At 60.8% G+C, this 20,857-nt stretch carries 22 protein-coding genes; 8 read left to right on the forward strand and 14 right to left on the reverse strand.

Going from position 1 to position 20,857, the window contains the following annotated elements:
• The first annotated feature begins 41 nt into the window (after positions 1-41).
• Positions 42-581 (forward strand): gamma carbonic anhydrase family protein, encoded by a 540-nt coding sequence (locus tag ACW5XC_RS18610; protein ID WP_202012698.1) that lies wholly within the window; start codon positions 42-44, stop codon positions 579-581.
• Between the two features lie 90 nt (positions 582-671).
• On the opposite strand, the gene polA is transcribed toward ACW5XC_RS18610, so the two are convergent.
• Positions 672-3,437, reverse strand: a complete 2,766-nt coding sequence (gene polA / locus ACW5XC_RS18615; RefSeq protein ID WP_042054803.1) for a DNA polymerase I — start codon at positions 3,435-3,437, stop codon at positions 672-674.
• A 400-nt stretch (positions 3,438-3,837) separates the two neighbouring features.
• Between polA and elbB the strand changes: the two genes are divergently transcribed.
• Entirely contained in the window at positions 3,838-4,488 is a 651-nt protein-coding gene (gene elbB / locus ACW5XC_RS18620; protein WP_042054801.1) for an isoprenoid biosynthesis glyoxalase ElbB, read from the forward strand.
• Positions 4,489-4,560: 72 nt separating this feature from the next.
• On the opposite strand, the gene ACW5XC_RS18625 is transcribed toward elbB, so the two are convergent.
• The 4 genes from ACW5XC_RS18625 to fieF all read right to left on the reverse strand — a co-directional run bounded on the left by ACW5XC_RS18625 (position 4,561) and on the right by fieF (position 8,017).
• Positions 4,561-4,770: a cell division protein ZapB gene (locus ACW5XC_RS18625; protein WP_005339554.1), complete on the reverse strand. Its 210-nt coding sequence runs from the start codon at positions 4,768-4,770 to the stop codon at positions 4,561-4,563.
• Positions 4,771-5,016: 246 nt separating this feature from the next.
• The gene (locus ACW5XC_RS18630; protein ID WP_042054799.1) at positions 5,017-6,297 is read right to left on the reverse strand and encodes a hypothetical protein; all 1,281 of its coding nucleotides are present in this window, start codon (positions 6,295-6,297) and stop codon (positions 5,017-5,019) included.
• Positions 6,298-6,317: 20 nt separating this feature from the next.
• Positions 6,318-7,097, reverse strand: coding sequence for a serine O-acetyltransferase (gene cysE / locus ACW5XC_RS18635; protein WP_019446522.1), 780 nt, complete (start codon positions 7,095-7,097; stop codon positions 6,318-6,320).
• A gap of 8 nt (positions 7,098-7,105) precedes the next feature.
• Complete coding sequence (gene fieF, locus ACW5XC_RS18640) at positions 7,106-8,017, reverse strand: cation efflux pump FieF (protein WP_005339551.1); 912 nt, start codon at positions 8,015-8,017, stop codon at positions 7,106-7,108.
• A gap of 85 nt (positions 8,018-8,102) precedes the next feature.
• Between fieF and ACW5XC_RS18645 the strand changes: the two genes are divergently transcribed.
• The 3 genes from ACW5XC_RS18645 (at position 8,103) to trmL (ending at position 10,683) form a co-directional block, all read left to right on the forward strand.
• Positions 8,103-8,798, forward strand: a complete 696-nt coding sequence (locus ACW5XC_RS18645) for a response regulator (protein WP_005339549.1) — start codon at positions 8,103-8,105, stop codon at positions 8,796-8,798.
• The gene (locus ACW5XC_RS18650) at positions 8,780-10,144 is read left to right on the forward strand and encodes an ATP-binding protein (protein WP_080771403.1); all 1,365 of its coding nucleotides are present in this window, start codon (positions 8,780-8,782) and stop codon (positions 10,142-10,144) included. The genes ACW5XC_RS18645 and ACW5XC_RS18650 overlap by 19 nt, the downstream gene beginning before the upstream one ends.
• 74 nt (positions 10,145-10,218) lie before the next feature.
• Complete coding sequence (gene trmL / locus ACW5XC_RS18655) at positions 10,219-10,683, forward strand: tRNA (uridine(34)/cytosine(34)/5-carboxymethylaminomethyluridine(34)-2'-O)-methyltransferase TrmL (RefSeq protein ID WP_005339545.1); 465 nt, start codon at positions 10,219-10,221, stop codon at positions 10,681-10,683.
• 13 nt (positions 10,684-10,696) lie between these two features.
• Here trmL and dinF read toward each other — a convergent pair whose 3' ends face one another.
• The 4 genes from dinF to lexA form a co-directional block, all read right to left on the reverse strand.
• Complete coding sequence (gene dinF / locus ACW5XC_RS18660; RefSeq protein WP_042054797.1) at positions 10,697-12,058, reverse strand: MATE family efflux transporter DinF; 1,362 nt, start codon at positions 12,056-12,058, stop codon at positions 10,697-10,699.
• Positions 12,059-12,060: 2 nt separating this feature from the next.
• Positions 12,061-12,687 carry an SCO family protein gene (locus ACW5XC_RS18665; RefSeq protein WP_005339543.1) on the reverse strand — a complete coding sequence of 209 codons (627 nt, stop codon included), beginning with the start codon at positions 12,685-12,687 and terminating at the stop codon, positions 12,061-12,063.
• 209 nt (positions 12,688-12,896) lie between these two features.
• The gene (locus tag ACW5XC_RS18670) at positions 12,897-13,112 is read right to left on the reverse strand and encodes a hypothetical protein (RefSeq protein WP_019446524.1); all 216 of its coding nucleotides are present in this window, start codon (positions 13,110-13,112) and stop codon (positions 12,897-12,899) included.
• 484 nt (positions 13,113-13,596) lie between these two features.
• The gene (lexA, locus tag ACW5XC_RS18675) at positions 13,597-14,220 is read right to left on the reverse strand and encodes a transcriptional repressor LexA (protein ID WP_005339540.1); all 624 of its coding nucleotides are present in this window, start codon (positions 14,218-14,220) and stop codon (positions 13,597-13,599) included.
• A gap of 204 nt (positions 14,221-14,424) precedes the next feature.
• On the opposite strand from lexA, the gene plsB reads away from it, so the two are divergent.
• Positions 14,425-16,848, forward strand: coding sequence for a glycerol-3-phosphate 1-O-acyltransferase PlsB (plsB, locus tag ACW5XC_RS18680; protein WP_042054796.1), 2,424 nt, complete (start codon positions 14,425-14,427; stop codon positions 16,846-16,848).
• Between the two features lie 69 nt (positions 16,849-16,917).
• Here plsB and ubiA read toward each other — a convergent pair whose 3' ends face one another.
• Positions 16,918-17,787 (reverse strand): 4-hydroxybenzoate octaprenyltransferase, encoded by an 870-nt coding sequence (gene ubiA, locus ACW5XC_RS18685; protein WP_042054794.1) that lies wholly within the window; start codon positions 17,785-17,787, stop codon positions 16,918-16,920.
• Positions 17,784-18,320, reverse strand: a complete 537-nt coding sequence (locus tag ACW5XC_RS18690; RefSeq protein ID WP_042054793.1) for a chorismate--pyruvate lyase family protein — start codon at positions 18,318-18,320, stop codon at positions 17,784-17,786. The genes ubiA and ACW5XC_RS18690 overlap by 4 nt, the downstream gene beginning before the upstream one ends.
• A 145-nt stretch (positions 18,321-18,465) precedes the next feature.
• Here ACW5XC_RS18690 and ACW5XC_RS18695 point away from each other — a divergent pair, with 145 nt between their 5' ends.
• Together ACW5XC_RS18695 and ACW5XC_RS18700 are read left to right on the forward strand one after the other, a co-directional pair.
• Entirely contained in the window at positions 18,466-18,900 is a 435-nt protein-coding gene (locus tag ACW5XC_RS18695; protein WP_040069400.1) for a flagellar basal body-associated protein FliL, read from the forward strand.
• A gap of 112 nt (positions 18,901-19,012) precedes the next feature.
• On the forward strand, positions 19,013-19,177 hold the full coding sequence (locus ACW5XC_RS18700) for a hypothetical protein (protein ID WP_005339525.1): 165 nt from the start codon (positions 19,013-19,015) through the stop codon (positions 19,175-19,177).
• Positions 19,178-19,197: 20 nt separating this feature from the next.
• On the opposite strand, the gene ACW5XC_RS18705 is transcribed toward ACW5XC_RS18700, so the two are convergent.
• From ACW5XC_RS18705 to acuI, 3 genes are all read right to left on the reverse strand, one after another.
• On the reverse strand, positions 19,198-19,530 hold the full coding sequence (locus tag ACW5XC_RS18705) for a DUF2799 domain-containing protein (protein ID WP_042054791.1): 333 nt from the start codon (positions 19,528-19,530) through the stop codon (positions 19,198-19,200).
• A 137-nt stretch (positions 19,531-19,667) separates the two neighbouring features.
• Entirely contained in the window at positions 19,668-19,793 is a 126-nt protein-coding gene (locus ACW5XC_RS18710; protein ID WP_255940094.1) for a hypothetical protein, read from the reverse strand.
• Positions 19,794-19,866: 73 nt separating this feature from the next.
• Positions 19,867-20,847, reverse strand: coding sequence for an acrylyl-CoA reductase (NADPH) (acuI, locus tag ACW5XC_RS18715; RefSeq protein ID WP_042054790.1), 981 nt, complete (start codon positions 20,845-20,847; stop codon positions 19,867-19,869).
• Positions 20,848-20,857 lie beyond the last annotated feature (10 nt).

The raw sequence follows: 20,857 nt of genomic DNA on the forward strand, positions 1-20,857 counted from the left end.
GCCTTCAGGTTGTTAGAATGGCCGAAAACATGGAGGCCAAGATGGACTTGCGACTGAGACCCTACAAAGGAAAACGCCCACAACTGGGCAAGCGGGTATATGTTGACCCCTGCGCGACATTGGTGGGCGATATCGAGCTGGCTGACGATGCCAGCATCTGGCCCATGGTGGCGGCACGGGGGGATGTGAACCATATCCGTATCGGCGCCCGCAGCAATATTCAGGACGGCACGGTGCTGCACCTGACCCGCAAGAGCGCCAGCAATCCGGCCGGCTATCCACTGCTGATCGGTGAAGATGTCACAGTCGGCCATAAGGCGATGCTGCACGGCTGCACCATCGGCAACCGGGTATTGGTCGGTATGGGTGCCATTCTGCTTGATGGCGTCGTGGTCGAAGATGATGTGATGATCGGAGCCGGCAGTCTGGTGCCGCCGGGCAAGCGACTCGAGTCAGGCTTTCTATATATAGGTAATCCCGTCAAACAGGCTCGCCCACTCAAGCCGGCCGAGGTCGCCTTCCTCAAAACCTCGGCCGACAATTATGTGCTGCTCAAGGACGAGTATCTGCAAGAAGCCTGACACCCCGCCACCATAAACAAGAAGCCCGGCATGATGCCGGGCTTTGCGTCTTATATAGCTATATAGATGTCGATGACGACAGACATGAGATCAATGGGCCTGATCCCAGTTGTCGCCGGTGCCCGCCTCCACCACCAGCGGCACATCCAGTGCAGCTGCGGCAGCCATCTTCTCCTTGATGATGGCGATGTACTCCTCCAGCTTCTCTTCGCGGATCTCGAACACCAGTTCATCGTGTACCTGCATCAGCATGCGGATCGACTCATCTTCGATTCCGCGGATCCAACCATCTACGTTGATCATGGCGCGCTTGATGATGTCGGCAGCCGTACCCTGCATGGGCGCGTTGATGGCGGCCCGTTCGGCTGCCTTGCGCAGACCGGCGTTGCGGGACTTGATATCCGGCAGATAGAGGCGACGACCAAACAGGGTCTCGACATACCCCTGGGCTTCCGCCTGCTGACGGGTGCGCTCCATATACTCCAGCACGCCCGGGTAGCGCTCGAAGTAGAGATCCATGTACTTCTGCGCTTCGGCACGACCGATCCCCAGCTGCTTGGCCAGACCGAAGGCACTCATGCCGTAGATGAGGCCGAAGTTGATCGCCTTGGCACTGCGGCGCATGTCGCTGGTCACCGCCTCGAGCGCCACCCCGAACACCTCGGCGGCGGTCGCCTTGTGGATGTCCTTGCCTTCGGCGAAAGCGGTCAGCAGACCCTTGTCGCCGGAGAGGTGCGCCATGATGCGCAGCTCGATCTGGGAGTAGTCCGCCGCCACCAGCTTGTAACCGGCGCACGGGATGAAGGCCTGCCGGATGCGGCGCCCCTGTTCGTTGCGTACCGGGATGTTCTGCAAGTTGGGATCGGTGGAGGAGAGCCGGCCGGTCGCCGCCACCGCCTGATGATAGGAGGTGTGCACCCGCCCGGTCTGCGGCTTGATCATCAGCGGCAGCTTGTCGGTGTAGGTGGACTTGAGCTTGGCCAGCCCACGGTGCTCCATCAGCAGTTGCGGCAGCTCATAGGTCTCCGCCAGCTCGGCCAGTACCTCTTCCGCAGTGGATGGGGCACCCTTGGGGGTCTTTTTGATGATCGGCAGCCCCAGCTTGGTGAAGAGGATCTCCCCCAGCTGCTTGGGCGAGGAGAGATTGAACTCCTGCCCTGCCAGCTCGTGAGCCTGTTTCTCCAGCTCTGCCAGACGCACTTCGATCTCCTGACTCTGCTGATGCAGCAGCTTGGGTTCGATGGTGGTACCGAGCCGCTCCATCCGCGCCAGCACCGGCAGCAGCGGCAGTTCGATCTCGCTGAACACCTTGGCGAGACCCGGCTCGGCAGAGAGCTTGCCCCACAGCGCCTGATGCAGACGCAGGGTGATGTCGGCATCTTCCGCCGCGTAAGGAGCCGCCTGCTCCAGCTCGATCTGGTTGAAGGTGAGCTGCTTGACCCCCTTGCCGGCGATCTCTTCGAACGAGATGGTCTCGGCGTTCAGATACCTGCGGGCCAGTGAATCCATGTCGTGACGGCTGGCGGTGGAGTTGAGCACGTAGGACTCGAGCATGGTGTCGTAGGCGATACCCTGCAGCTCGATACCGTGATTGAGCAGCACGTTGCGGTCGTACTTGAGGTTCTGCCCCACCTTGAGACGGGTCGGGTCTTCCAGCAGCGGTTTGAGCTTGCCCAGTACCACGGCCTCGCTCAGCTGTACCGGTGCCCCCAGATAGTCGTGGCCAAACGGCACATAAGCAGCCTTGCCCGGCTCAACCGCGAAGGAGACACCGACGATCCGCGCCTCCATATAGTCGAGACTGGTGGTTTCGGTATCGAAGGCAAACAACGGTGCCGCTTTCAGCTGTTCCAGCCAGCCGTCAAACTCGGCTTCGTCCAGAATGCAGCGGTAGTCGGTTTCGATGGCGGCAACCGGAGCGGCGCTCTCATCGCCAGCCTCGTCTTGTCCGGCGCTCTCGCTGCCCTCTTCACCACCGGATTCCAGCTCCTTGATCAGGTTGCGCAGCTCGTATTCGCGATAGACCGCCAGCAGGGACTCCTTGTCGACCGGCTTGAGCAACAGCTCTTCCAGACTCTGTTCCAGCTCGACATCGGTCTTGATGGTCGCCAGTCGATAGGAGAGGCGAACCTGCTCCTCCTGCTCGCGGAACTTGTCGGCGAACGCCTTGGAGCCACGGAAGCCGAGCGCAGCTACCTTGTCGAGGTTGGCGGCAATCTCGTCGATGCTGCCAATCCCCTGCAACAGGGCCAGTGCAGTCTTTTCACCGACGCCGGTCATGCCGGGAATGTTGTCGACCTTGTCCCCCATCAGAGCCAGATAGTCGATGATGAGCTCGGGCGGTACGCCAAACTTCTCGATCACCCCTTCCCTATCGGTCTTCACATCTTTCATGGTGTCGATCAGGGTGACATGGTCGGAGACCAGCTGTGCCATATCCTTGTCACCTGTGCTGATCAGTACCGGCAGCTGCTTCTCGGTCGCCTGGCGGGCCAGGGTGCCGATCACGTCGTCAGCCTCCACCCCCTCCACCATCAGGAAGGGGAAACCCATCGCCTTGATCATCTGGTGGATAGGCGCAACCTGGCTGCGCAGATCGTCCGGCATGCTGGCGCGGGTCGCCTTGTACTCGGGATAGATGTCGTCGCGGAAGGTCTTGCCCTTGGCATCAAACACCACGGCCACATGACAGTCAGGATATTGCTTGCGCAGGCTGCGCATCATGTTGGCCATGACACGGACGGCGCCGCTCGGCAAACCGGTCGATGTGCGCAGATCGGCCTGCTGGGAGGCGAAGAAGGCGCGGTAAAGATAAGAGGAGCCGTCGACCAGAATAAGGGGATTGCTAGGGGCCATGAAATCGTCCTGCCAGAGATAAACAGCCGCTAGGATGCCACAGGGCCCCCCTCACACCAAGGGGCGCAGCAACAGCACACAGCGCCTGATTAAGGGACTCAGTCTGTGGATAACTCTGTGTTCAAAAATGGGACGCATCAGAGCGCACAGTGATAAAACTGTGCATAAGAATATAAAAAGCCATTAAAAACAATATGTTGAGATCGTAAAAACCGATCGCAAGACAGTTAGAATGATCTCGATCAATGTGGAAAAAGATTTAAGGGAGTAGGTACGGCAGGATCCAAAACGAAACAATCCTAGCACAGCAAGATGACTTGACCAGCGGAGGGCGAGCGATAACCATACAAAAGTACAACAATCCATCCTGGCTCACATTTTCAACAACGAGGAGTTTGCCATGAAAAAAGTGGCCGTGATTTTGAGTGGCTGCGGTGTCTTTGACGGGGCCGAAATCCACGAGGCCGTCATCAGCCTGCTGGCGTTGGCCCGTCAGGGAGCCGCCGTCCAGTGCTTCGCCCCGAACGTGGCGCAGCTCCATGTCATCAACCACCTGACCGGTGAAGTGAGCGAGGGAGAGAGCCGCAATGTGCTGGTCGAAGCGGCCCGCATCTGTCGTGGCCAGATAAAGGATGTGGCCGAGCTGGATGCGGCCGATTACGACGCGCTGCTGGTGCCCGGCGGCTTTGGCGCGGCCAAAAACCTGTGCGACTTCGCTATCAAAGGAGCTGAGTGCCAGATCCAGCCCGATGTGCTGAAAGCGTGCCAGAGCTTTGCCAACGCCAACAAACCGGCCGCCTATATCTGCATCGCACCCGCCATGATCCCGCTGATCTATGGTGCCGGGACGCTGGCGACCATCGGCCATGACGAGGGTACCGCCAACGCCATCGAGGCGATGGGGGGCAGCCATCTCAACTGCCCGGTCAACGAATTCGTGGTGGATCAGGAGCGCAAGGTGATCTCCACCCCCGCCTACATGCTGGCCAACAACATAGTCGAAGCGGCAAACGGCATCGAGAAGACAGTCAAGCAACTGCTGGCGCTGTAATTCCCATCCCGCCAAAAACAGACGGGCCGCGCATGGAGCGGCCCGTTTTCAATTCTGCCTGAAGGCGATGAATTAGATGGTTTCGCCCATCTGATCCATTTTGCCCAGCAGGGCACGCAGACGCTCCTGCCATGCAGTGTGCTCGTTGCGCAGCTGATGGTTCTCGTCTTGCAGCTTGCTGTTCTGCTCTTTCAGCTCGTCCAGCTCCATCTTCAGCAGGGAGATGTTGTCGACGGCGGATTGTACTTTGGATTCGAGTTGCTCAAGGACTTCTAGTGACATATGCATACCTGTTTGTTCAATTGCGATGCCCCACAGAGGGCGATTCAAGCGCGTGAAGCCAGCATACCCCGAGCGCATCGGCACAAACAAGCCAGTGCGCTGTAAAATGCGCCTTCCATAGATGTATTGTCTAAATATGCGTCTATTTTTCTCGCATCCTGCGCCCGAGCCGCGACAACACACTGAACCGTGCGTAAAAGGCCTCGCCACCCGCGCATCATTTGCCCCCTCCTGACGGCGCCGCCGTTATCCATGCAAGGCGATATAAGCCCCCAGCAACAGACAGGCGACAACATACATCAGCAGGCCATAAAGCAGGTTCCAGCGCAGAATCAGCCCGGCACTGAGGTTGTAGCGGGAGGCCAGCGCCAGATTGGAGCCGGAGAGCGGACTGGTGCCGGTGGCAAGCCCCCATCCCAGCAGGAAACACATGCCGAGCAGGCTGGGATCCGGCGCCAGCGGCCAGAGCAGTGGCGCCAGCCCGGAGATACTGATGAGCGGATGCACCCCGACGATGGCCACCAGCAGGATCAATAGCAGGGTGACGGATGCCTCAAGCCAGCCAAAGTGGTTGAACAGCGGCAGGCCGTGACCGGCACCGAAATCGATGACCGACAGCGCACTGTTGATGCCTGCCGCCAGCAAACCGGCCCCCAGAAACAGCACCAGCTGACCGCCGATGGCGGGGAAACGCTCCACCACCTGCCGCTTGAGGGCCGCCTTGCGCCCAACCCTCGGCATAAAGAGCAGCGCCAGCAGCGGGGCCACCAGCGCGATCACCGCCAGAATGCCGAGCTGGGGCCAAATCTGCTTGATGAGCAGTACCAGCAGCGCCAAGGTGACCGGCAACCCCAGCGTCTGCAGCCGCAGCGGATAACCGGCAAAGTCAGCCACCCCGATCCGCTCCACCTGCCAGGCGGTCAGCCCCATCGCCAACAAGGCGGCAAGGATCCCGAACGGCAAAATATGGGAGAGCTGCAAGCCCGGCGCATAGGTGAGCGCCACCGCCATGGCGACAAAGAAAGGTGACCAGAAGGCGGCGGCACAGAAAATCCGGCTCAGCACCATCACCTGACGCCGCTCCAGGGAGCCATTGCGCTCCAGCCGATCGCCGATGATAAATAGCACCGAGAGGTTGATGACCGCCCCCAGCAGATTGAGGCTGGCCATGGTGCTCCACAGACCTTTACGCCCGGTCCAGGAGGTGGTGCCGGTTAGCAAGCCGGAGGTGGCGAGGTTGAGGGTGCTCACCGCGGCAAACATGGTGAGCATATTGATGTTGGGCAGCAGCCAGTCACCGGCGGTGAGGGTCGCTCCCCGCCACCAAGAGAAGAAGAGCAGCAACAGCGCCGCGCCATAAAGGGCCAGCGCCTGCCGCTTGGCAGCCCCCACCAGCCAGGGCCAGGTGAGCAGTGACGCCCCCCAGGCCGCAATGGCCGCAGGCCAGGGGGAGAGCCCCAGATAGAGATGCAGCAGGTTGAGCAGCCACATCCCCAAAATCAGATAACCCGACCAGCGTTTGGCCATCGACTACTCCGGCCGGGAGATCAGAGACACTGATCCATATCCAGTGAAGGCTTGTCGCACTCCGGACGGCCGACGATCTTGGCGGGTACGCCAGCGACCGTGGTATGAGGCGGCACCGGGTTGATCACCACGCTGCCCGCGCCAATTTTGGCACCCACGCCCACTTCGATATTGCCGAGCACCTTGGCGCCCGCCCCTATCATCACCCCTTCGCGGATCTTGGGATGGCGATCGCCGCTCTCCTTGCCGGTACCGCCGAGGGTCACGCTCTGCAGGATGGAGACATCATCTTCAATCACCGCTGTCTCGCCCACCACTATGCCGGTGGCATGGTCAAACATGATCCCCTTGCCGATACGGGCGGCCGGATGCACATCCACCCCGAACACCACCGAGATCTGGTTTTGCAGATAAAGGGCCAGCGAGCGGCGCCCCTGACGCCACAGCCAGTTGGCGACCCGGTACCCCTGCAGGGCATGGAACCCCTTGAGATAGAGCAGCGGGGTGGAGAAGAGATCGACCGCAGGATCGCGCTCCTGCACGGCGCAGATGTCGGCCGCCACTACCGTCAGCAGCTCGGGCTCGCTGCGCAGGGCCAGCTCGATCACCTCGCGCAGGGCGATGGCGGGCATGGTGGCGCTGTCGAGTTTGTTGGCCAGCTGGAAGCTGAGGGCCGAACGCAGATTCTTGTGATTGAGAATGGTGGAGTGGAAGAAGCTGGCCAGCATCGGCTCCTGGGCCGCCATGCACTGTGCTTCTTGCTGAATTTTGTGCCAGGTTTTGGCAACCAGTTCATCCATGTTGCAGCCTACTGTTGTTCTGGGTGAGGGCTCTGTTGTTCTTTTGTCAGCACCGAGATGGGGTCCATGTGGATGATGACATCCATCCGCTCGAATGCCTGGCGTACCGCCAGTTCGGCTTCATCGGCGATCTGATGGGCCTTGACCAGGGGGATCTGATCATCCAGTTCAAGATGCAACTGTACGAATCGGGTCGGCCCGGATTGACGGGTGCGCAGGTCATGTACGCCGTGTACACCTTCTACGGCACAGCAGAGCGCCATTATTCTCGCTTGTTCTTCCGCTGGCAACTGACGATCGAGCAGGGCCTGCACCGACTCGTAGCCGATGTGTCCCGCCCCCCACAGCAGGAATAGCCCGATCAGGATGGCAAACAGGCCATCGGCCCAGTACCACCCCTGCCCCGCCAGCACCAGCGCCAGCAAGACACCGGCATTGAGCAGCAGATCGGAACGGTAGTGCAGCATGTCGGCCTTGATGGCCACACTGTTGGTCTTGCGAATGACAAAGCTCTGGAAGCTGACCAGCAGCAGGGTCAGCACGATGGAGCCACCGCTGACCCAGAGACCCGCCTCCAGCCGCAAAATAGGCGCCTGATTGAGCAGGGATGAAATTCCGTGCATCACCAGCAGCAGGGCGGAGCCGGAGATAAAGGCCGACTGGATGAGGCCCGCCAGCGACTCCGCCTTGCCGTGACCGAAACGGTGTTCGTCATCAGCGGGGGCAAGCGCATAGCGAATGGCCAGCAAGTTGATGATGGAGGCACTCACATCCATGAAGGAGTCGGTGAGCGATGCCAGCAGGGTCGACGAGTCGGTCATCAGCCAGGCGATCAGTTTGCCGATGATCAGCAGGGTAGCGGTGGTGACCGCCGCTATGCTGGCAAAGGTCACCCAACGGGAATATTGTTGATGGCTCAAAACCGGCTTTCCTCTGGCGATGAAAAACTTATTATACCCTGACCCCGGCGTCAGTTTGGCGCGAAAATCTGCGGAATAACACCAGATGAACAGAATACTCCTGGTCGACGACGATCTTGAATTGACCCAACTGCTCACCGAAATTCTGACCCTGGAGGGATTTCAGGTCACGGTCGCCGAGGATGGTGAAGAGGGGCTGCAACGGCTGGCGGAGCAAAGCTTCGATCTGGTGCTGCTGGACGTGATGATGCCCAAGCTCAACGGCTTTGCCATGCTGACCAAGCTGCGCAAGACCCACGACACCCCGGTGCTGATGCTGACCGCCCGCGGCGACAGCCAGGATCGGGTCAACGGTCTGGAAGCGGGTGCCGACGACTATCTGGCCAAGCCATTCGATGACAGGGAGCTGCTGGCCCGGGTACGCGCCATCCTGCGCCGTACCCAGAGCGCCCCGCCCCAGCGCGGCAACTCCTCCGACGAAGTGCACTTCATGGATATCGTGCTGCAACCCGGCCTGCAGCAGGCCCGCTGCGGCGAACAACTGCTGGAGCTGACCGCCACCGAGTTTGGCCTGCTGGAGTGCCTGCTGCGCAATCCCGGCCAGATCGTCAGCAAGAGCCACCTCTCCGAACAGGTGCTGGGCAAGAAGCTGGAACCCTTCGATCGGGCCATCGACATGCACCTGAGCAACCTGCGCAAGAAGCTGCCGGACCGCACCGATGGCCAGCCCCGCTTCAAAACCGTACGGGGGCGCGGTTACCTGTGGCTAGAGCAAGAATAGAGCGCATCAACTCCCTCAACGGGATCTCGACCCACATCTTCCTCTGGTTCATGCTGCTGGTGATGCTGGCCGCCGTGATCAGCCTGCCGACCCTGGATCCCCGCAACCAGATCCCGCTGCCGACCCACGAAGTCGCGCGGATGCAGAACAACGTGCAGGCTCTGCTCAACGCCGCCGAGCCGGATCAGGATTTCGATCTGGCCAAGGCGATGGACAAGATCGCCATGCTGCCGGTGGACAACGTCTACCTGCGCGACGAGAAGGGGCAGATCCAGTCCACCACCCATCCGCGCAAGTTCGTGGTGCGCTTTATGGTGGATGCTGACGACCCGGCCAATCCCATGCTGGGCAACGAGGATCGCAAGGCGATCGCCGGCCCCTTCCTGATGGAGCACCACGGCCATCGCTATCACGTCTATTTCGGCCTCAATGCCGAGAACCCCTACCTGTTCCTGTTCATACAGGTGCTGGATCACCCGATCCGCATTCTGGGCATCTCGATGCTGGTCAGCACCCCGCTCTGCCTGCTGCTCGCCTGGCGGCTGACCCGCCCCATCCTGCAGTTGCAGAAATCGGTCTCCCAACTGGCGGCCGGCAATCTGGAGGTACAGATCCCCAACCTGGGACGGGGCGACGAGATCGGCCAGCTGGCGGATAACGTCAGCCGCATGGTGGAGACACTCAAGAGCATGATCCAGAAGCAGAAACAGCTGCTTTCCGATATCTCCCACGAGCTGCGCAGCCCCCTCACCCGGATGCAACTGGCGCAGGCGCTGATCCGCCGCAAGCAGGGTGACAGCGCCGAGCTGGCGCGGATCGAATCGGAGATCGGACGGCTGGACAAGCTGATCGGCGATCTGCTGGATCTGTCGCGGGTGCAGCAGCATGTGGAGGCACCGGTGGTGCACCCGCTGGCCGACCTGCTGGAACCCATCCTCGAAGATGCCATGTTCGAAGCGAATCAGAGCGGCAAACAACTCAGACTGCCGCCGCTGCCCGCAGAGTCGATCCAGATGTGGCCAGAGCTGTTGGCCCGGGCGGTGGAGAACCCCCTGCGCAACGCCCTCAAATATGCCCGCGAGTTCATCAAGGTGGACTGGTATCGAGAGGGGCAGGAGTGGGTGATGACCATTCGAGATGACGGCCCCGGCGTGCCTGACGAGCAACAGGCGCTGCTGTTCCAACCCTTCTTCCGGGTCGATGACGCCCGCAACGCCAAAACTGGCGGCACCGGGCTGGGGCTGGCCATCGCCTCGGAGGCGATCCAGCGCCACGGCGGCACCATTGCGGCCAGCAACAATCACCCGACCGGGCTAACCATCACCATCCGCTTGCCCATCGCCTGATCCTTTTCATCCGGACGGGCGCTGGGTATGCTGGCGCCCCTTCTTGGCTTTACATCTCTTTGCAGGAGCTCGTCATGCTCGATATCGTCCTCTACCAACCGGAAATTCCGCCCAACACCGGCAATATCATCCGGCTCTGCGCCAATACCGGTTACCGGCTCCATCTGATCGAGCCGCTGGGATTTGAGTGGGATGACAAGCGGGTAAAGCGGGCGGGACTCGACTATCACGAGTTTGCCGAGGTGAAGCGCTGGCCGAGCTATGAGGCTTTTCTGGCTGCCGTGGCGCCCAAGCGGGTGTTTGCCTGCACCACCAAGGGCCGCACCGCGCACTCGGCAGCACAATATGCCCTTGGCGACGCCCTGCTGTTTGGCCCGGAGAGTCGCGGCCTGCCCATCGAGATCATCGAGAGTCTGCCATTCGAGCAGCGGCTACGCATCCCTATGGTGCCCCAGAGCCGCAGCATGAACCTCTCCAACGCGGTGTCTGTCTTTGTCTACGAGAGCTGGCGCCAGCTCGGCTACGACGGTGCCATGTAAGCGCCACCGATGATCAGTGGCGGGCGTCGAGCAGATGCCCGCTGCGCTCCAGCCGCCAGCAAGTGACCCCCAGCGACAGGCCGCGCCCCACCATCAGCGCCGCCATCGCCGCCCATAACGCGGCCACGCCCCACGACTGACAGAGCCACCAGATCGGGAAGAAGCCGCCAAAGGCGGCCATCAACATGCTGTTGCGCATCTCCCGCGCCCGGGTCGCCCCGATGAACACGCCATCCAGCAGGAAGCACCAGACCGCCAGCAAGGGCATGGCGATCAGCCAGGGAAGCTGACGATGTGCCTCCGCCACCACGGCCGGAATGTCGGTGATATAGCCGATAAGGTGGGCACCAAAGAGGGCAAACACCAGGGTAAAACCACTGGCGATGAGGGCGGCCCAGCCCAGATTGAGCACGATGGCCTCCCGCAGTTTCTGCCGATCCCGCTGACCGGTGGCTCGTCCTACCATGGCCTCCACCGCATAGGCAAAACCATCGAGCCCGTAGGAGATGAGCATCAGGAAGTTGAGCAGCACCGCATTGGCGGCCACCGCCACATCCCCCAGTCGTGCCCCTTGCAGAGTCATGAAGGCGAAGCAGAGCTGCAAACAGAGGGAGCGCAGGAAGATATCGCGGTTGAGACCGAGCAGCCGCACCATGGGCGCGAGCTGTCGCCAGCGCTGCCAGCCATCCAGCCACACCGTCGGCGCCAGTTGCCACAGCTGACGGCGTACCAGCCAGATGCCGACTGCCAGCGCACAGTAGTCCGCTATGACCGAGGCCGCCGCCACACCCCGCACCTGCCAGCCGAGCCCGAGCACAAACAGGGCGTCGAGCGCCATATTGACCAGATTGGTGAGGATCAGCATCACCATGGGGCTGCGGGCATCCTGCATCCCCAGCAGCCAGCCCATGATCACCAGATTGCAGAGCGCCGCCGGGGCGCTCCAGATCCGCACCGCCACATATTGGCCCGCATAGAGCTGCACCTCGGGCGAGCCGCCACTCAGGGCGATCAGCCGTGGCAACAGCGGGAAGAGCAACAGCAGCAGCGTCAGGCCGAGAGCAATGGCCAGCCCCAGCGCCCGCAGCAGGGTATCGAGCTGGGCACGACCATCAGCGGCGCCGTGCGCCTGCGCCGTCAGGCCGGTGGTCGACATCCGCAAGAAGCCGAGCAGCCAGAAAATGAGGTTGATCAGGGTTGCACCGACCGAAACGCCCCCCAGAAACCAGGCCTGACCGAGATGACCGATCACCCAGGTGTCCACCAGCCCCAGCAAGGGGGTGGTGATATTGGAGAAAACCATGGGCAGGGCGAGCGCAAACACAGCGCGGTGGCGAGAGGGATCTCGCCACCAGGGGGCAACAGCTGGGGTCACGCTCAGTGGCCTGCCAGCTTCAGGATGCGGGCGAAGTCAGAGAGCATGGTGGCCATCTGCACCCGGGGCACCTGACCCGGCGCCACCTGCGGGCGGAATACCGCCTGCAGCTTGCCCTTGGGATTGATGAGCACGATGGAGGCGGAGTGATCGATCAGGTAATCCTTCTCCCCCTGATTGGCGATGGAGTAGATCAGCCCCAGATTGCGCACGAACGGGAACAGCTTGTCGTGGGGAGCAGTGGCCGCCTTGAACTCGGGATTGAAGAAGGCGGTATAGGTCTTGAGACGTGGAATATCATCACGCTGGGGATCCGCCGAGATAAACACCACCTGACTGTCGGGCGCCATCTTCTTCAGTTGGTCATAGACGGAACGCATATCTGCCAGGGTGGTGGGGCAGATATCGGGGCAGAAGGTGTAGCCGACAAACAGGAAGGTCCAGTGCCCCTTCAGGTTGGCAGGAGTGAACGGCTGGTTGTCCGCATCGGTAAAGGCGAAATCATTGATGTCCCGCCCCGCCGGATAATAATCGGCCTGTTCCGGCTGCTCTGGCTGCGTGGCGTAGAACACCAGGATCAGGCAGGCTGTCAGCAGCAGAAAGAGCAGGGGATAGCGGAGCTTCATCATAACAAGAGACCCTTTCAGTTCGAGGCAGATGGCCAGCAGTGACCGGACAAGAGGGGGCATTGTACCCCAGCGAGCCGCCAAGGTGGTTCAACCTTGTGCAACGCCCTGTCAGGAGTCGACCATTTGGCATAATTAATCGCCAGTTGCGGCCATAAAAAAACCGGCCCCCTCGGGTGCCGGTTATGGATGGATTTGTTGGTCTCTTCTGCTCAGGGGCGAGCGTTACGCCCCTGCTGCAACATCTTGCCGATGGCCCGCACGCCGATGGGAATCACGGGGGCCAGCCAGCCCTCTTCCCCCTGGCGATCACCGTGACCCCGTTTGAACAGCAGCACCAGACGCACCACCTTCTCTTTCGGGCATCCCAGCCAGAGCGTCCAGTGCGAACCACGATGGTGCAGCCAGAGACCGTAAAACCAGGTCATCCGGCTACCTTTGACAAAACGGGTGATTGACGATTCCGCTGGCGCAGCCCCAGCCTCTGAATCCCATGGCGATCTTGATGCCATACCAGTCCTCCTTGACCGACAGGTCATGTTGCTTCGTCGGCCTGAACTGGGAACAGGCCCGTCACGACTATCTGCAACCATTACGAGTGGTCCCCTTTGCCCGACAAGGCTCGGGATCTCCCCACTCCCCCTTCATATCCCGTGAAGGTGTACTGCCCGATTCTCGTTGTTACCGGCCCTTCCGTACCGGCGCATTGCGATGGTCAGAGGGAGGTGCCAAGCCCTGTCTCGGCGACAGGGCACTGATCTGAGCATATATCTGAAATGGATGATTGGTAGCCGGTCGCGCAGGACAAAAATGCCGCCGCCGATGATCTGTTTGATATGACAGGGAAAGTGTGCCAGAAACAGCACGGCCTCCCGAAGGAGGCCGTGTGGCAAACGCAGTTGGCGGGGATGATTACATCCAGTCGGCGTTGCGGATCACCCCGACAGCCAGTCCTTCGATGGTGAGCTGCTGGCAGGAGAGGTCCACCTCGATGGGGGAGAGCTCTTCATTTTCCGGCAACAGCCATACCTGACTGCCCTTGCGCTGGAAGCGCTTGACGGTGACATCCTCATCGAGACGGGCGACCACCACCTGACCGTTGCGCACCTCCTGGGTCTTGTGCACCGCCAGCAGATCGCCATCCAGAATGCCGATGTTCTTCATGCTCATCCCCTGCACCCGCAGCAGAAAATCAGCGCGCGGGTGGAACAGGGCGGGATCAACCTGATAGTGGCTCTCGATATGCTCCTGAGCCAGGATAGGTTCACCGGCGGCAACCTTGCCGATGAGCGGCAGGCCGCTCTCTTCCAGCACCTCTTCCTCTTCGAGCAACAGGCGAATGCCGCGGGACGTGCCCGGCATGATCTCGATGACCCCTTTTTTGGCCAGGGCCTTCAGATGTTCTTCGGCCGCATTGGCCGACTTGAAACCAAGCTTCTGGGCAATCTCGGCACGAGTCGGCGGCATACCGGTCTCGCTCATGTTCACCTTGATCAGCTCCAGCACTTCGGCCTGGCGGGGGGTAAGGGGTTTCATAGAATTGGCACCTGTCTTTTTATACAGCACACTGGCAGTATATACAGTGCAGTGGCCAAGGCAAGGCGCAGCTGACATTTGTCGCAACCAACCCCTCATTTACTGCTGTTTTGATCCTGCGCAGCCGACTCATCGTACCTCTCGGCGACAAGGGGCTGTCGATTTGCTATGCTCACGCCGCATTTTTTTGGAGAGCAGACGCACATGTCCCTAGGACAGAAGATTTCCAGAGCCATCTTGCAATGGCCGGTCAGCGGCTTGGTCAATCACAAGAGCCTGCCGGAAAATCCCATCACAGAACTCAATCTGGATCCGGCCAGACCCATCGTCTATGCCCTGAAAACCAGTTCGATCACCGACCTGATGACCCTGCAGCAATGCTGCGAGGATCTCGGTCTGCCCGGTCCCTTCACGCCGCTGGAACTGAACGGCCAGCTGCTGCCGCGCTATGTCTGTCTGGATCGTCCGCCTCCCCTGTTTGGCAAACGCAGCAAACCGCTCCCCTTTCTGCAGGAGTTCCACCAGCTGCTGGATCTGCACAAGCAGGATCCCGAGCTGGATATCCAGGTGGTGCCCGTCACCCTGTTCTGGGGCCGCGCTCCGGGTCGGGAAGGGGAAGAAGCCTCAGGCCTCAACATCATCAGCAGCCTGGCGCCGAACCGGCTGAAGAAGGCGCTTATCGTGATCCTCAAGGGTCGCGAGAATCTGGTGCGCTTCTCGCCGCCGCTCTCCCTGCGCTACATGGCCGACAAGCACGGCACCGACGAGGCGATCGCCCACAAGCTGGCGCGAGTGGCCCGTACCCACTTCAGCCGTCAGCAGCTGGCTGCCACCGGCCCGAAACTGCCGAACCGCAACCTGCTGTTCAAGCAGCTGCTCGACTCCGCGGTGATCCAGCAGGCGATTGAAGAGGAGGCCCAGCGCGAGGGGATCAGCCTCGAGAAGGCGCAAAAGCGTGCCCATGGCTACATGGACGAGATCGCCTCCAACTTCTCCTACCGGCTGATCCGCCTGGGCGAGAGCTTCCTCGGCTGGCTGTGGAACAAGCTCTACCGCGGTTTGTCGGTCAATGGCGCCGAGAAGGTACGCCAGTTGGCGCAGGAAGGGCACGAGATCGTCTACGTTCCCTGCCACCGCAGCCACATGGACTACCTGCTGCTCTCCTACGTCATCTACCACCAGGGGATGGTGCCGCCCCATATCGCGGCAGGCATCAACCTCAACTTCTGGCCGGCGGGCCCCATCTTCCGCCACGGCGGCGCCTTCTTCATTCGCCGCACCTTCAAGGGCAACCCGCTCTACAGCACGGTATTCCGGGAATACCTCAACCTGCTGTTTGCCAAGGGTTACTCGGTAGAGTTCTTCACCGAAGGCGGTCGCTCCCGTACCGGCCGTCTGCTGCCGCCCAAGACCGGCATGCTGGCGATGACCCTGCAGGCGATGATGCGCGGGCTGGACAGGCCGGTCACTCTGGTGCCTGTCTATCTGGGCTACGAGCACGTGATGGAGGTGAACACCTACCACAACGAGCTCAAGGGGAGTCGCAAGGAGAAAGAGAGCTTCCTGCAGGTGCTCGGCATCCTGCGCAAGCTGCGCAACTACGGCCGTGGTTTCGTCAACTTCGGCGAGCCGCTGACTCTCAACAGCTACCTGAGCGAACATATCCCCGACTGGAAAAAGCACATCGGGGAAGAGGAGCGTCCGGAGTGGATGGCGGGCACCGTCAACAATCTGGCCGAACTGCTGATGACCCGCATCAACGGCGCTGCCGCGGTCAACGGCCTGACCCTGAGTGCGCTGGCGCTGCTGGCCGCCGAGCGCCACGCCCTGACCCGCGACGAATTGCAGGCCCAGCTCAACACCTATCTGGATCTGCTCAAAGCGGTGCCTTACAGCCCGCAGAGCACCATTCCGGATGAGGATGCCAAGACCCTGCTGGATCAGGCGATGGAGCTCAACAAGTTCGAGGTGAGCGAGGACAAGCTGGGGCAGATCATCAGTCTCGACCGCTATCAGGCGATCCTGCTGACCTACTACCGCAACAACATCCTCCACCTGTTTGCCATGCCTTCTCTGGTGGCGGCACTAATCGAACGCTGCGAGGGGATCTCCCGCAGCGAGATCATGGCTCGTTGCATCGACATCTATCCGCTGCTCAAGACCGAGCTGTTCCTGCGTTATGAAGAGGAGAAGCTACCGGCGCTGGTTGACAGCCTGCTCGACGCGCTGCAGACCCAGCAACTGATCGAGACCCGCGATGACGGCTACTGGGTCAATCCGGCCAACCAGATGCGCCTGCTGCTGCTGGCGGAGAGTATTCAGGAGACCCTGCAACGCTACGCCATCGTGCTGACCCGGGTGCTGGCCCAGCCTCATATCGAGGCGGAGCAGCTGGAGGCGGACGGCCTGATGATGGCAGAGCGCCTCGGCACCCTGCACGGCATCAACGCCCCCGAGTTCTTCGACCAGAAGCTGTTCAGCACCCTGATCCACACCTTGCGCAAAGAGGGTTACCTCTCCCCAGAGTGCAAGCCGGACCTCGGCCGCTTCCAGGCGCTGGCCGACAATATAGTGCCGCTGCTGAGCAACAAGATCCGCCGCACCATTCAGGCAGGCAATCAGCTCTGATCTGCAATGCAAACAAAGAAGGCCGCACGATGCGGCCTTCTTTTTTATCGGAGTCTGCGCGGGAACATGTCACGCCAGCAGGTAGTCGAGCACCAGACCGACAAACACCAGCGCCCCCACATAGTTGTTGTTGAGAAACGCCTGGAAGCAGGCTTCTCGCTGCCGCTCACGAATAAGCCGCTGCTGATAGACAAACAGCACCGCCGCCCCCAGCAATCCCCAGTAATACCAGCCCCCCAGCGTCATCAGCTGCCCGACCGCCAACAGCAGCAGCAAAGTCGAGAGTTGCAATGCGCCGATGATCCGTTTGTCGTAACGACCAAACAGGATGGCGCTGGATTTGAGGCCGATCTTGAGGTCGTCATCCCGATCCACCATGGCGTACTGGGTGTCGTAAGCCACGGTCCAGAGCAGATTGGCAAAGAAGAGCAGCCAGGCCACCAGCGGCAGGGCATCCGCCTGCGCCGCATAGGCCATCGGGATCGACCAGGAGAAGGCCATCCCGAGCACCAGCTGGGGATTGGAGATAAAGCGCTTCATGAAGGGGTAGCTCACCGCCAGCAGCAGGGCGACAAACGACAGACCGATGGTGAGCGGATTCATGGTCAGCACCAGACCAAACGAGATAAGCGCCAGCACGAAGAAGAGCGCCAGCACCTCCCACGGCTTGACTCTACCCGTAGGCAAGGGGCGACCAGCGGTGCGTTTGACGTGGCCGTCGAAGTTGCGATCCGCATAGTCGTTGATGACGCACCCTGCCGAGCGCATCAGAAAGACGCCGACCACAAACACGGTCAGCACCCAGAGATTGGGCAGGCCACCAGCGGCCAGCCAGAGCGCCCACAGGGTTGGCCACAGCAGCAGCAGAGTACCGATGGGTTTGTCGACGCGGGCCAACTGCATATAGGCAAGTCCCCGCTCCTTGGTTAACAGATTCACTCCAGCTCCTTGTCACAGACGAGAGAGGGCAGAAACAGCTCGTGCACCAGCAGTGGCCACTGCCCCAGAAACAGACGGGAACGACGCCCCCAGACAGTGGCGGCCGGGCAACGGGGATTGGCGGCAACATCGAAACGGGCCAGCTGCAGGTGATCGCGGCGGGCAGGCTCATGGCCAAATACCCGCTCACCCAGCGGCTGCTCGCCAAGCTCGGCAATGCCGCTCCCTTGCAGTGCGTCATCGGCAAACAGGGTCCAGCCCAGCACTGCGGGCCCACGATCCCCATGCAGGATCACCTCGCGGCAGGTACCGGCCGGCGAGGCCGAATCCACCAGCCACTGCTCATCGGCAGTAAGGGCGACCGGGTGATTGCCCAGCCACTCCACCGAAAAATGGCGATTGTGCTGACGCAGCCGCCGGGTCATGGAGCCGGGCTCCAGCAGCCAGGGGCGCAAGCTGGCGGGCAATTCGCAACATTCGGGGGCCAGCCACCCGCTTAACGGCGTGAGGGGAACAGTCAACTCGGACTTCACAGCTTCACCATCCAGAGATTTCCGTGTTCAGGTTAAAATCCGGTTTATTATCCGTAAATCAATAGCGAAATGTAAGAACATCCGTGCTTGACGGCCCCGATGGCAACATCAAAAATGGGTTATCTCTTGCTGATGAGCCATCTATATGAAGATCTTCAAAATTCTGCTGGTGTTGTTACTGAGCTGTGGCGCCCTGCAGCAGCAAGCTCTGGCTGAAGATGAGCCGCCCGCCGAGGGCACAGAGGGGGCTGCCAAGCCCGGTTTCTCCTACCATGCACTCGATCCCGACATCATCACCAACTACCTGAGTGATAGCAAAACCCTCGGTTATATCCGGGTCACGGTGGAGCTGATGGCGGAAAACGAAGCCGACCTCAAGCTGCTGGAGCAGCATGACCCGCTGATCCGCGATGCAATCATCCGTCTGATTGGCAGCAAAAATGCCGATCAAGTGAAGTCCCTGACCAACCGAGAAGAGCTGCGAAAGGAGTGCGAGACAACCGTCAACGAACTGCTGGTGAAAGAGACCGGCAAGAAAGCGGTGCGCGAGCTTATCTTCACCAAGTTCCTCTACCAGTAATCCCTCCCGAAACAATCGCTTATTGGCATACCGGCCAATAAGCGAGCTTTGCCGGTTTATTCGAAATGAAAATCGATTACAATACGGCCGTCAAGTCGTAGAGGTAGTCGTTATGGGCAGCAAAACCCTGTGTGAATGGCGCCGTCACGAGATCCCCACCGATCTCAAGGCGTTGCGCAAGATAGTCCGCAAACCCAAGTTTGTCTGCAGCAAGTGTGCCCGCAGTGCCAATGACAAGGGTTACCTCTGCCAACCGCTGCGCTTGAAAGAGGAGTAACGCCCCTCCCTGTCAGGGCGTTATTGGTCGGTCCACCCCTGACGTCCCTGTTCGAACAATCTGCGCGCCTGGGTATCATTCGGACAGACACCGCGATACTCCTCGCCTGAACGGCCAGCCAGATAGAGATGCTCGGGGCGGCAATACCATGCCAATCCCTTCTGATGTCCCTGCTTCCACAGTTCGGGATCCACCTTCTTGCCACACTGGCCCTGATGGAACTCGATCCGCTCGGTGGTGAAGCCCAGCTTGCCATCCGCCTCCCCAACCTCACTCCACACCTTCTCGCAAGGGTCATCGTTGGAGACACAGCCACCCAGCAGGGCAGCCAACAATATGATGGAGAGTCGCATAGTCATCCTTGAGCGTCATTTGGGCAGTTCATTCTACCCAGCGCCCCGCCCCTGACCAAGGACGAACGCTCAGCCGTGTGAGCGCGGCAAAAAAATCAGGCGGGCCCAAAGCCCGCCTGTTCGTTCAATGCCGTGGTTCACTGGTCATCGAAAGGGTCATCATCCTGCCAGCTTTCGTCTTCCCACTGATCCAGCTCCTCTTCCCAGGATTCCGGCTCCCAATCATCGTCTGACGAGTCGTAATCCGGCTTGTGTCCACCCATCTTCACTCTCCTTGGATAGTTCACCCGCAATCCAATTCTATCCGGAAATGTCGGGCTCGCCAGTCGTCAGAGTTCAAAGTTTGACCAGAGTGCGCCCCGCGATTTGACCCAGCGTGATGGCCTCGGCAGCCTCGACCACCTGCTCCAGCCCGATCTCGGTGACCGCCTGAGCAAAGAAGCTGGCTGGCAGATCCCGTGCCAGTCGCTGCCAAGCCAATTGACGACGTGCCAGCGGGCACATCACCGAATCGACCCCCTGCAGCCGCACATTGCGCAGGATAAAGGGCATCACACTGGTCGGCAGATCGAAACCGCCCGCCAACCCACAAGCTGCCACAGCGCCGCCATAGTTCATCTGGGCCAGCAGCTTGGCCAGCACCTGACTGCCGACGGTATCGATGGCACCGGCCCATAGCTGCTTCTCCAGCGGTTTGGCGGGCACCAGCAGTTCGCTGCGCGGCACGATGCGGCTGGCACCCAGCGCAGTGAGCATGGCGCCCTGCTCTTCGGGCCGACCGGTCAGCGCTGCCACCTGATAGCCAAGGGCCGCCAGCAGGGCAACCGAGGTGGAGCCAACACCGCCTGCCGCGCCGGTGACCAGCACCTCGCCACTTGCGGGAGTAATGCCCGCCTCTTCCAGCGCCAGCACGCAGAGCATGGCGGTGAGACCGGCGGTACCGATGCACATGGCCTGGCGCTCATCCAGCCCGGCGGGCAACGGCACCAGCCAGTCCCCCTTGACCCGCGCCTGTTCGGCCATGCCGCCCCAGTGCCCTTCGCCCACGCCCCAACCGGTCAGCACCACCTTGTCGCCGGGCTGATAGCGGCTGTCGGCAGATTCGAGCACGGTACCGGCGAAGTCGATACCGGGCACCAGCGGCCACTGGCGCACTATCTTGCCCTTGCCGGTGATGGCCAGCCCGTCCTTGTAGTTGATGGAGCTGTAAGCGACCGCCACCCGCACCTCACCTTCCGGCAACTGGCTCTCGGCCAGCCGGGTCAGAGTCGGAACAGTCTTGCCGTCTTGGTTTTCCAGTAACAGAGCCTTGAACATGGTTGCCTCT

The sequence above is a fragment of the Aeromonas sp. 25-AL00135 genome (assembly GCF_054052385.1).

Coding starts and splice junctions, on each gene's coding strand:
- ACW5XC_RS18610 (WP_202012698.1), top strand. CDS start 42: ATGGACTTGCGACTGAGACCCTACAAAGGAAAACGCCCACAACTGGGC.
- polA (WP_042054803.1), bottom strand. CDS start 3,437: ATGGCCCCTAGCAATCCCCTTATTCTGGTCGACGGCTCCTCTTATCTT.
- elbB (WP_042054801.1), top strand. CDS start 3,838: ATGAAAAAAGTGGCCGTGATTTTGAGTGGCTGCGGTGTCTTTGACGGG.
- ACW5XC_RS18625 (WP_005339554.1), bottom strand. CDS start 4,770: ATGTCACTAGAAGTCCTTGAGCAACTCGAATCCAAAGTACAATCCGCC.
- ACW5XC_RS18630 (WP_042054799.1), bottom strand. CDS start 6,297: ATGGCCAAACGCTGGTCGGGTTATCTGATTTTGGGGATGTGGCTGCTC.
- cysE (WP_019446522.1), bottom strand. CDS start 7,097: ATGGATGAACTGGTTGCCAAAACCTGGCACAAAATTCAGCAAGAAGCA.
- ACW5XC_RS18645 (WP_005339549.1), top strand. CDS start 8,103: ATGAACAGAATACTCCTGGTCGACGACGATCTTGAATTGACCCAACTG.
- trmL (WP_005339545.1), top strand. CDS start 10,219: ATGCTCGATATCGTCCTCTACCAACCGGAAATTCCGCCCAACACCGGC.
- ACW5XC_RS18665 (WP_005339543.1), bottom strand. CDS start 12,687: ATGATGAAGCTCCGCTATCCCCTGCTCTTTCTGCTGCTGACAGCCTGC.
- ACW5XC_RS18670 (WP_019446524.1), bottom strand. CDS start 13,112: ATGACCTGGTTTTACGGTCTCTGGCTGCACCATCGTGGTTCGCACTGG.
- lexA (WP_005339540.1), bottom strand. CDS start 14,220: ATGAAACCCCTTACCCCCCGCCAGGCCGAAGTGCTGGAGCTGATCAAG.
- plsB (WP_042054796.1), top strand. CDS start 14,425: ATGTCCCTAGGACAGAAGATTTCCAGAGCCATCTTGCAATGGCCGGTC.
- ACW5XC_RS18695 (WP_040069400.1), top strand. CDS start 18,466: ATGAAGATCTTCAAAATTCTGCTGGTGTTGTTACTGAGCTGTGGCGCC.
- ACW5XC_RS18700 (WP_005339525.1), top strand. CDS start 19,013: ATGGGCAGCAAAACCCTGTGTGAATGGCGCCGTCACGAGATCCCCACC.
- ACW5XC_RS18705 (WP_042054791.1), bottom strand. CDS start 19,530: ATGCGACTCTCCATCATATTGTTGGCTGCCCTGCTGGGTGGCTGTGTC.
- ACW5XC_RS18710 (WP_255940094.1), bottom strand. CDS start 19,793: ATGGGTGGACACAAGCCGGATTACGACTCGTCAGACGATGATTGGGAG.
- acuI (WP_042054790.1), bottom strand. CDS start 20,847: ATGTTCAAGGCTCTGTTACTGGAAAACCAAGACGGCAAGACTGTTCCG.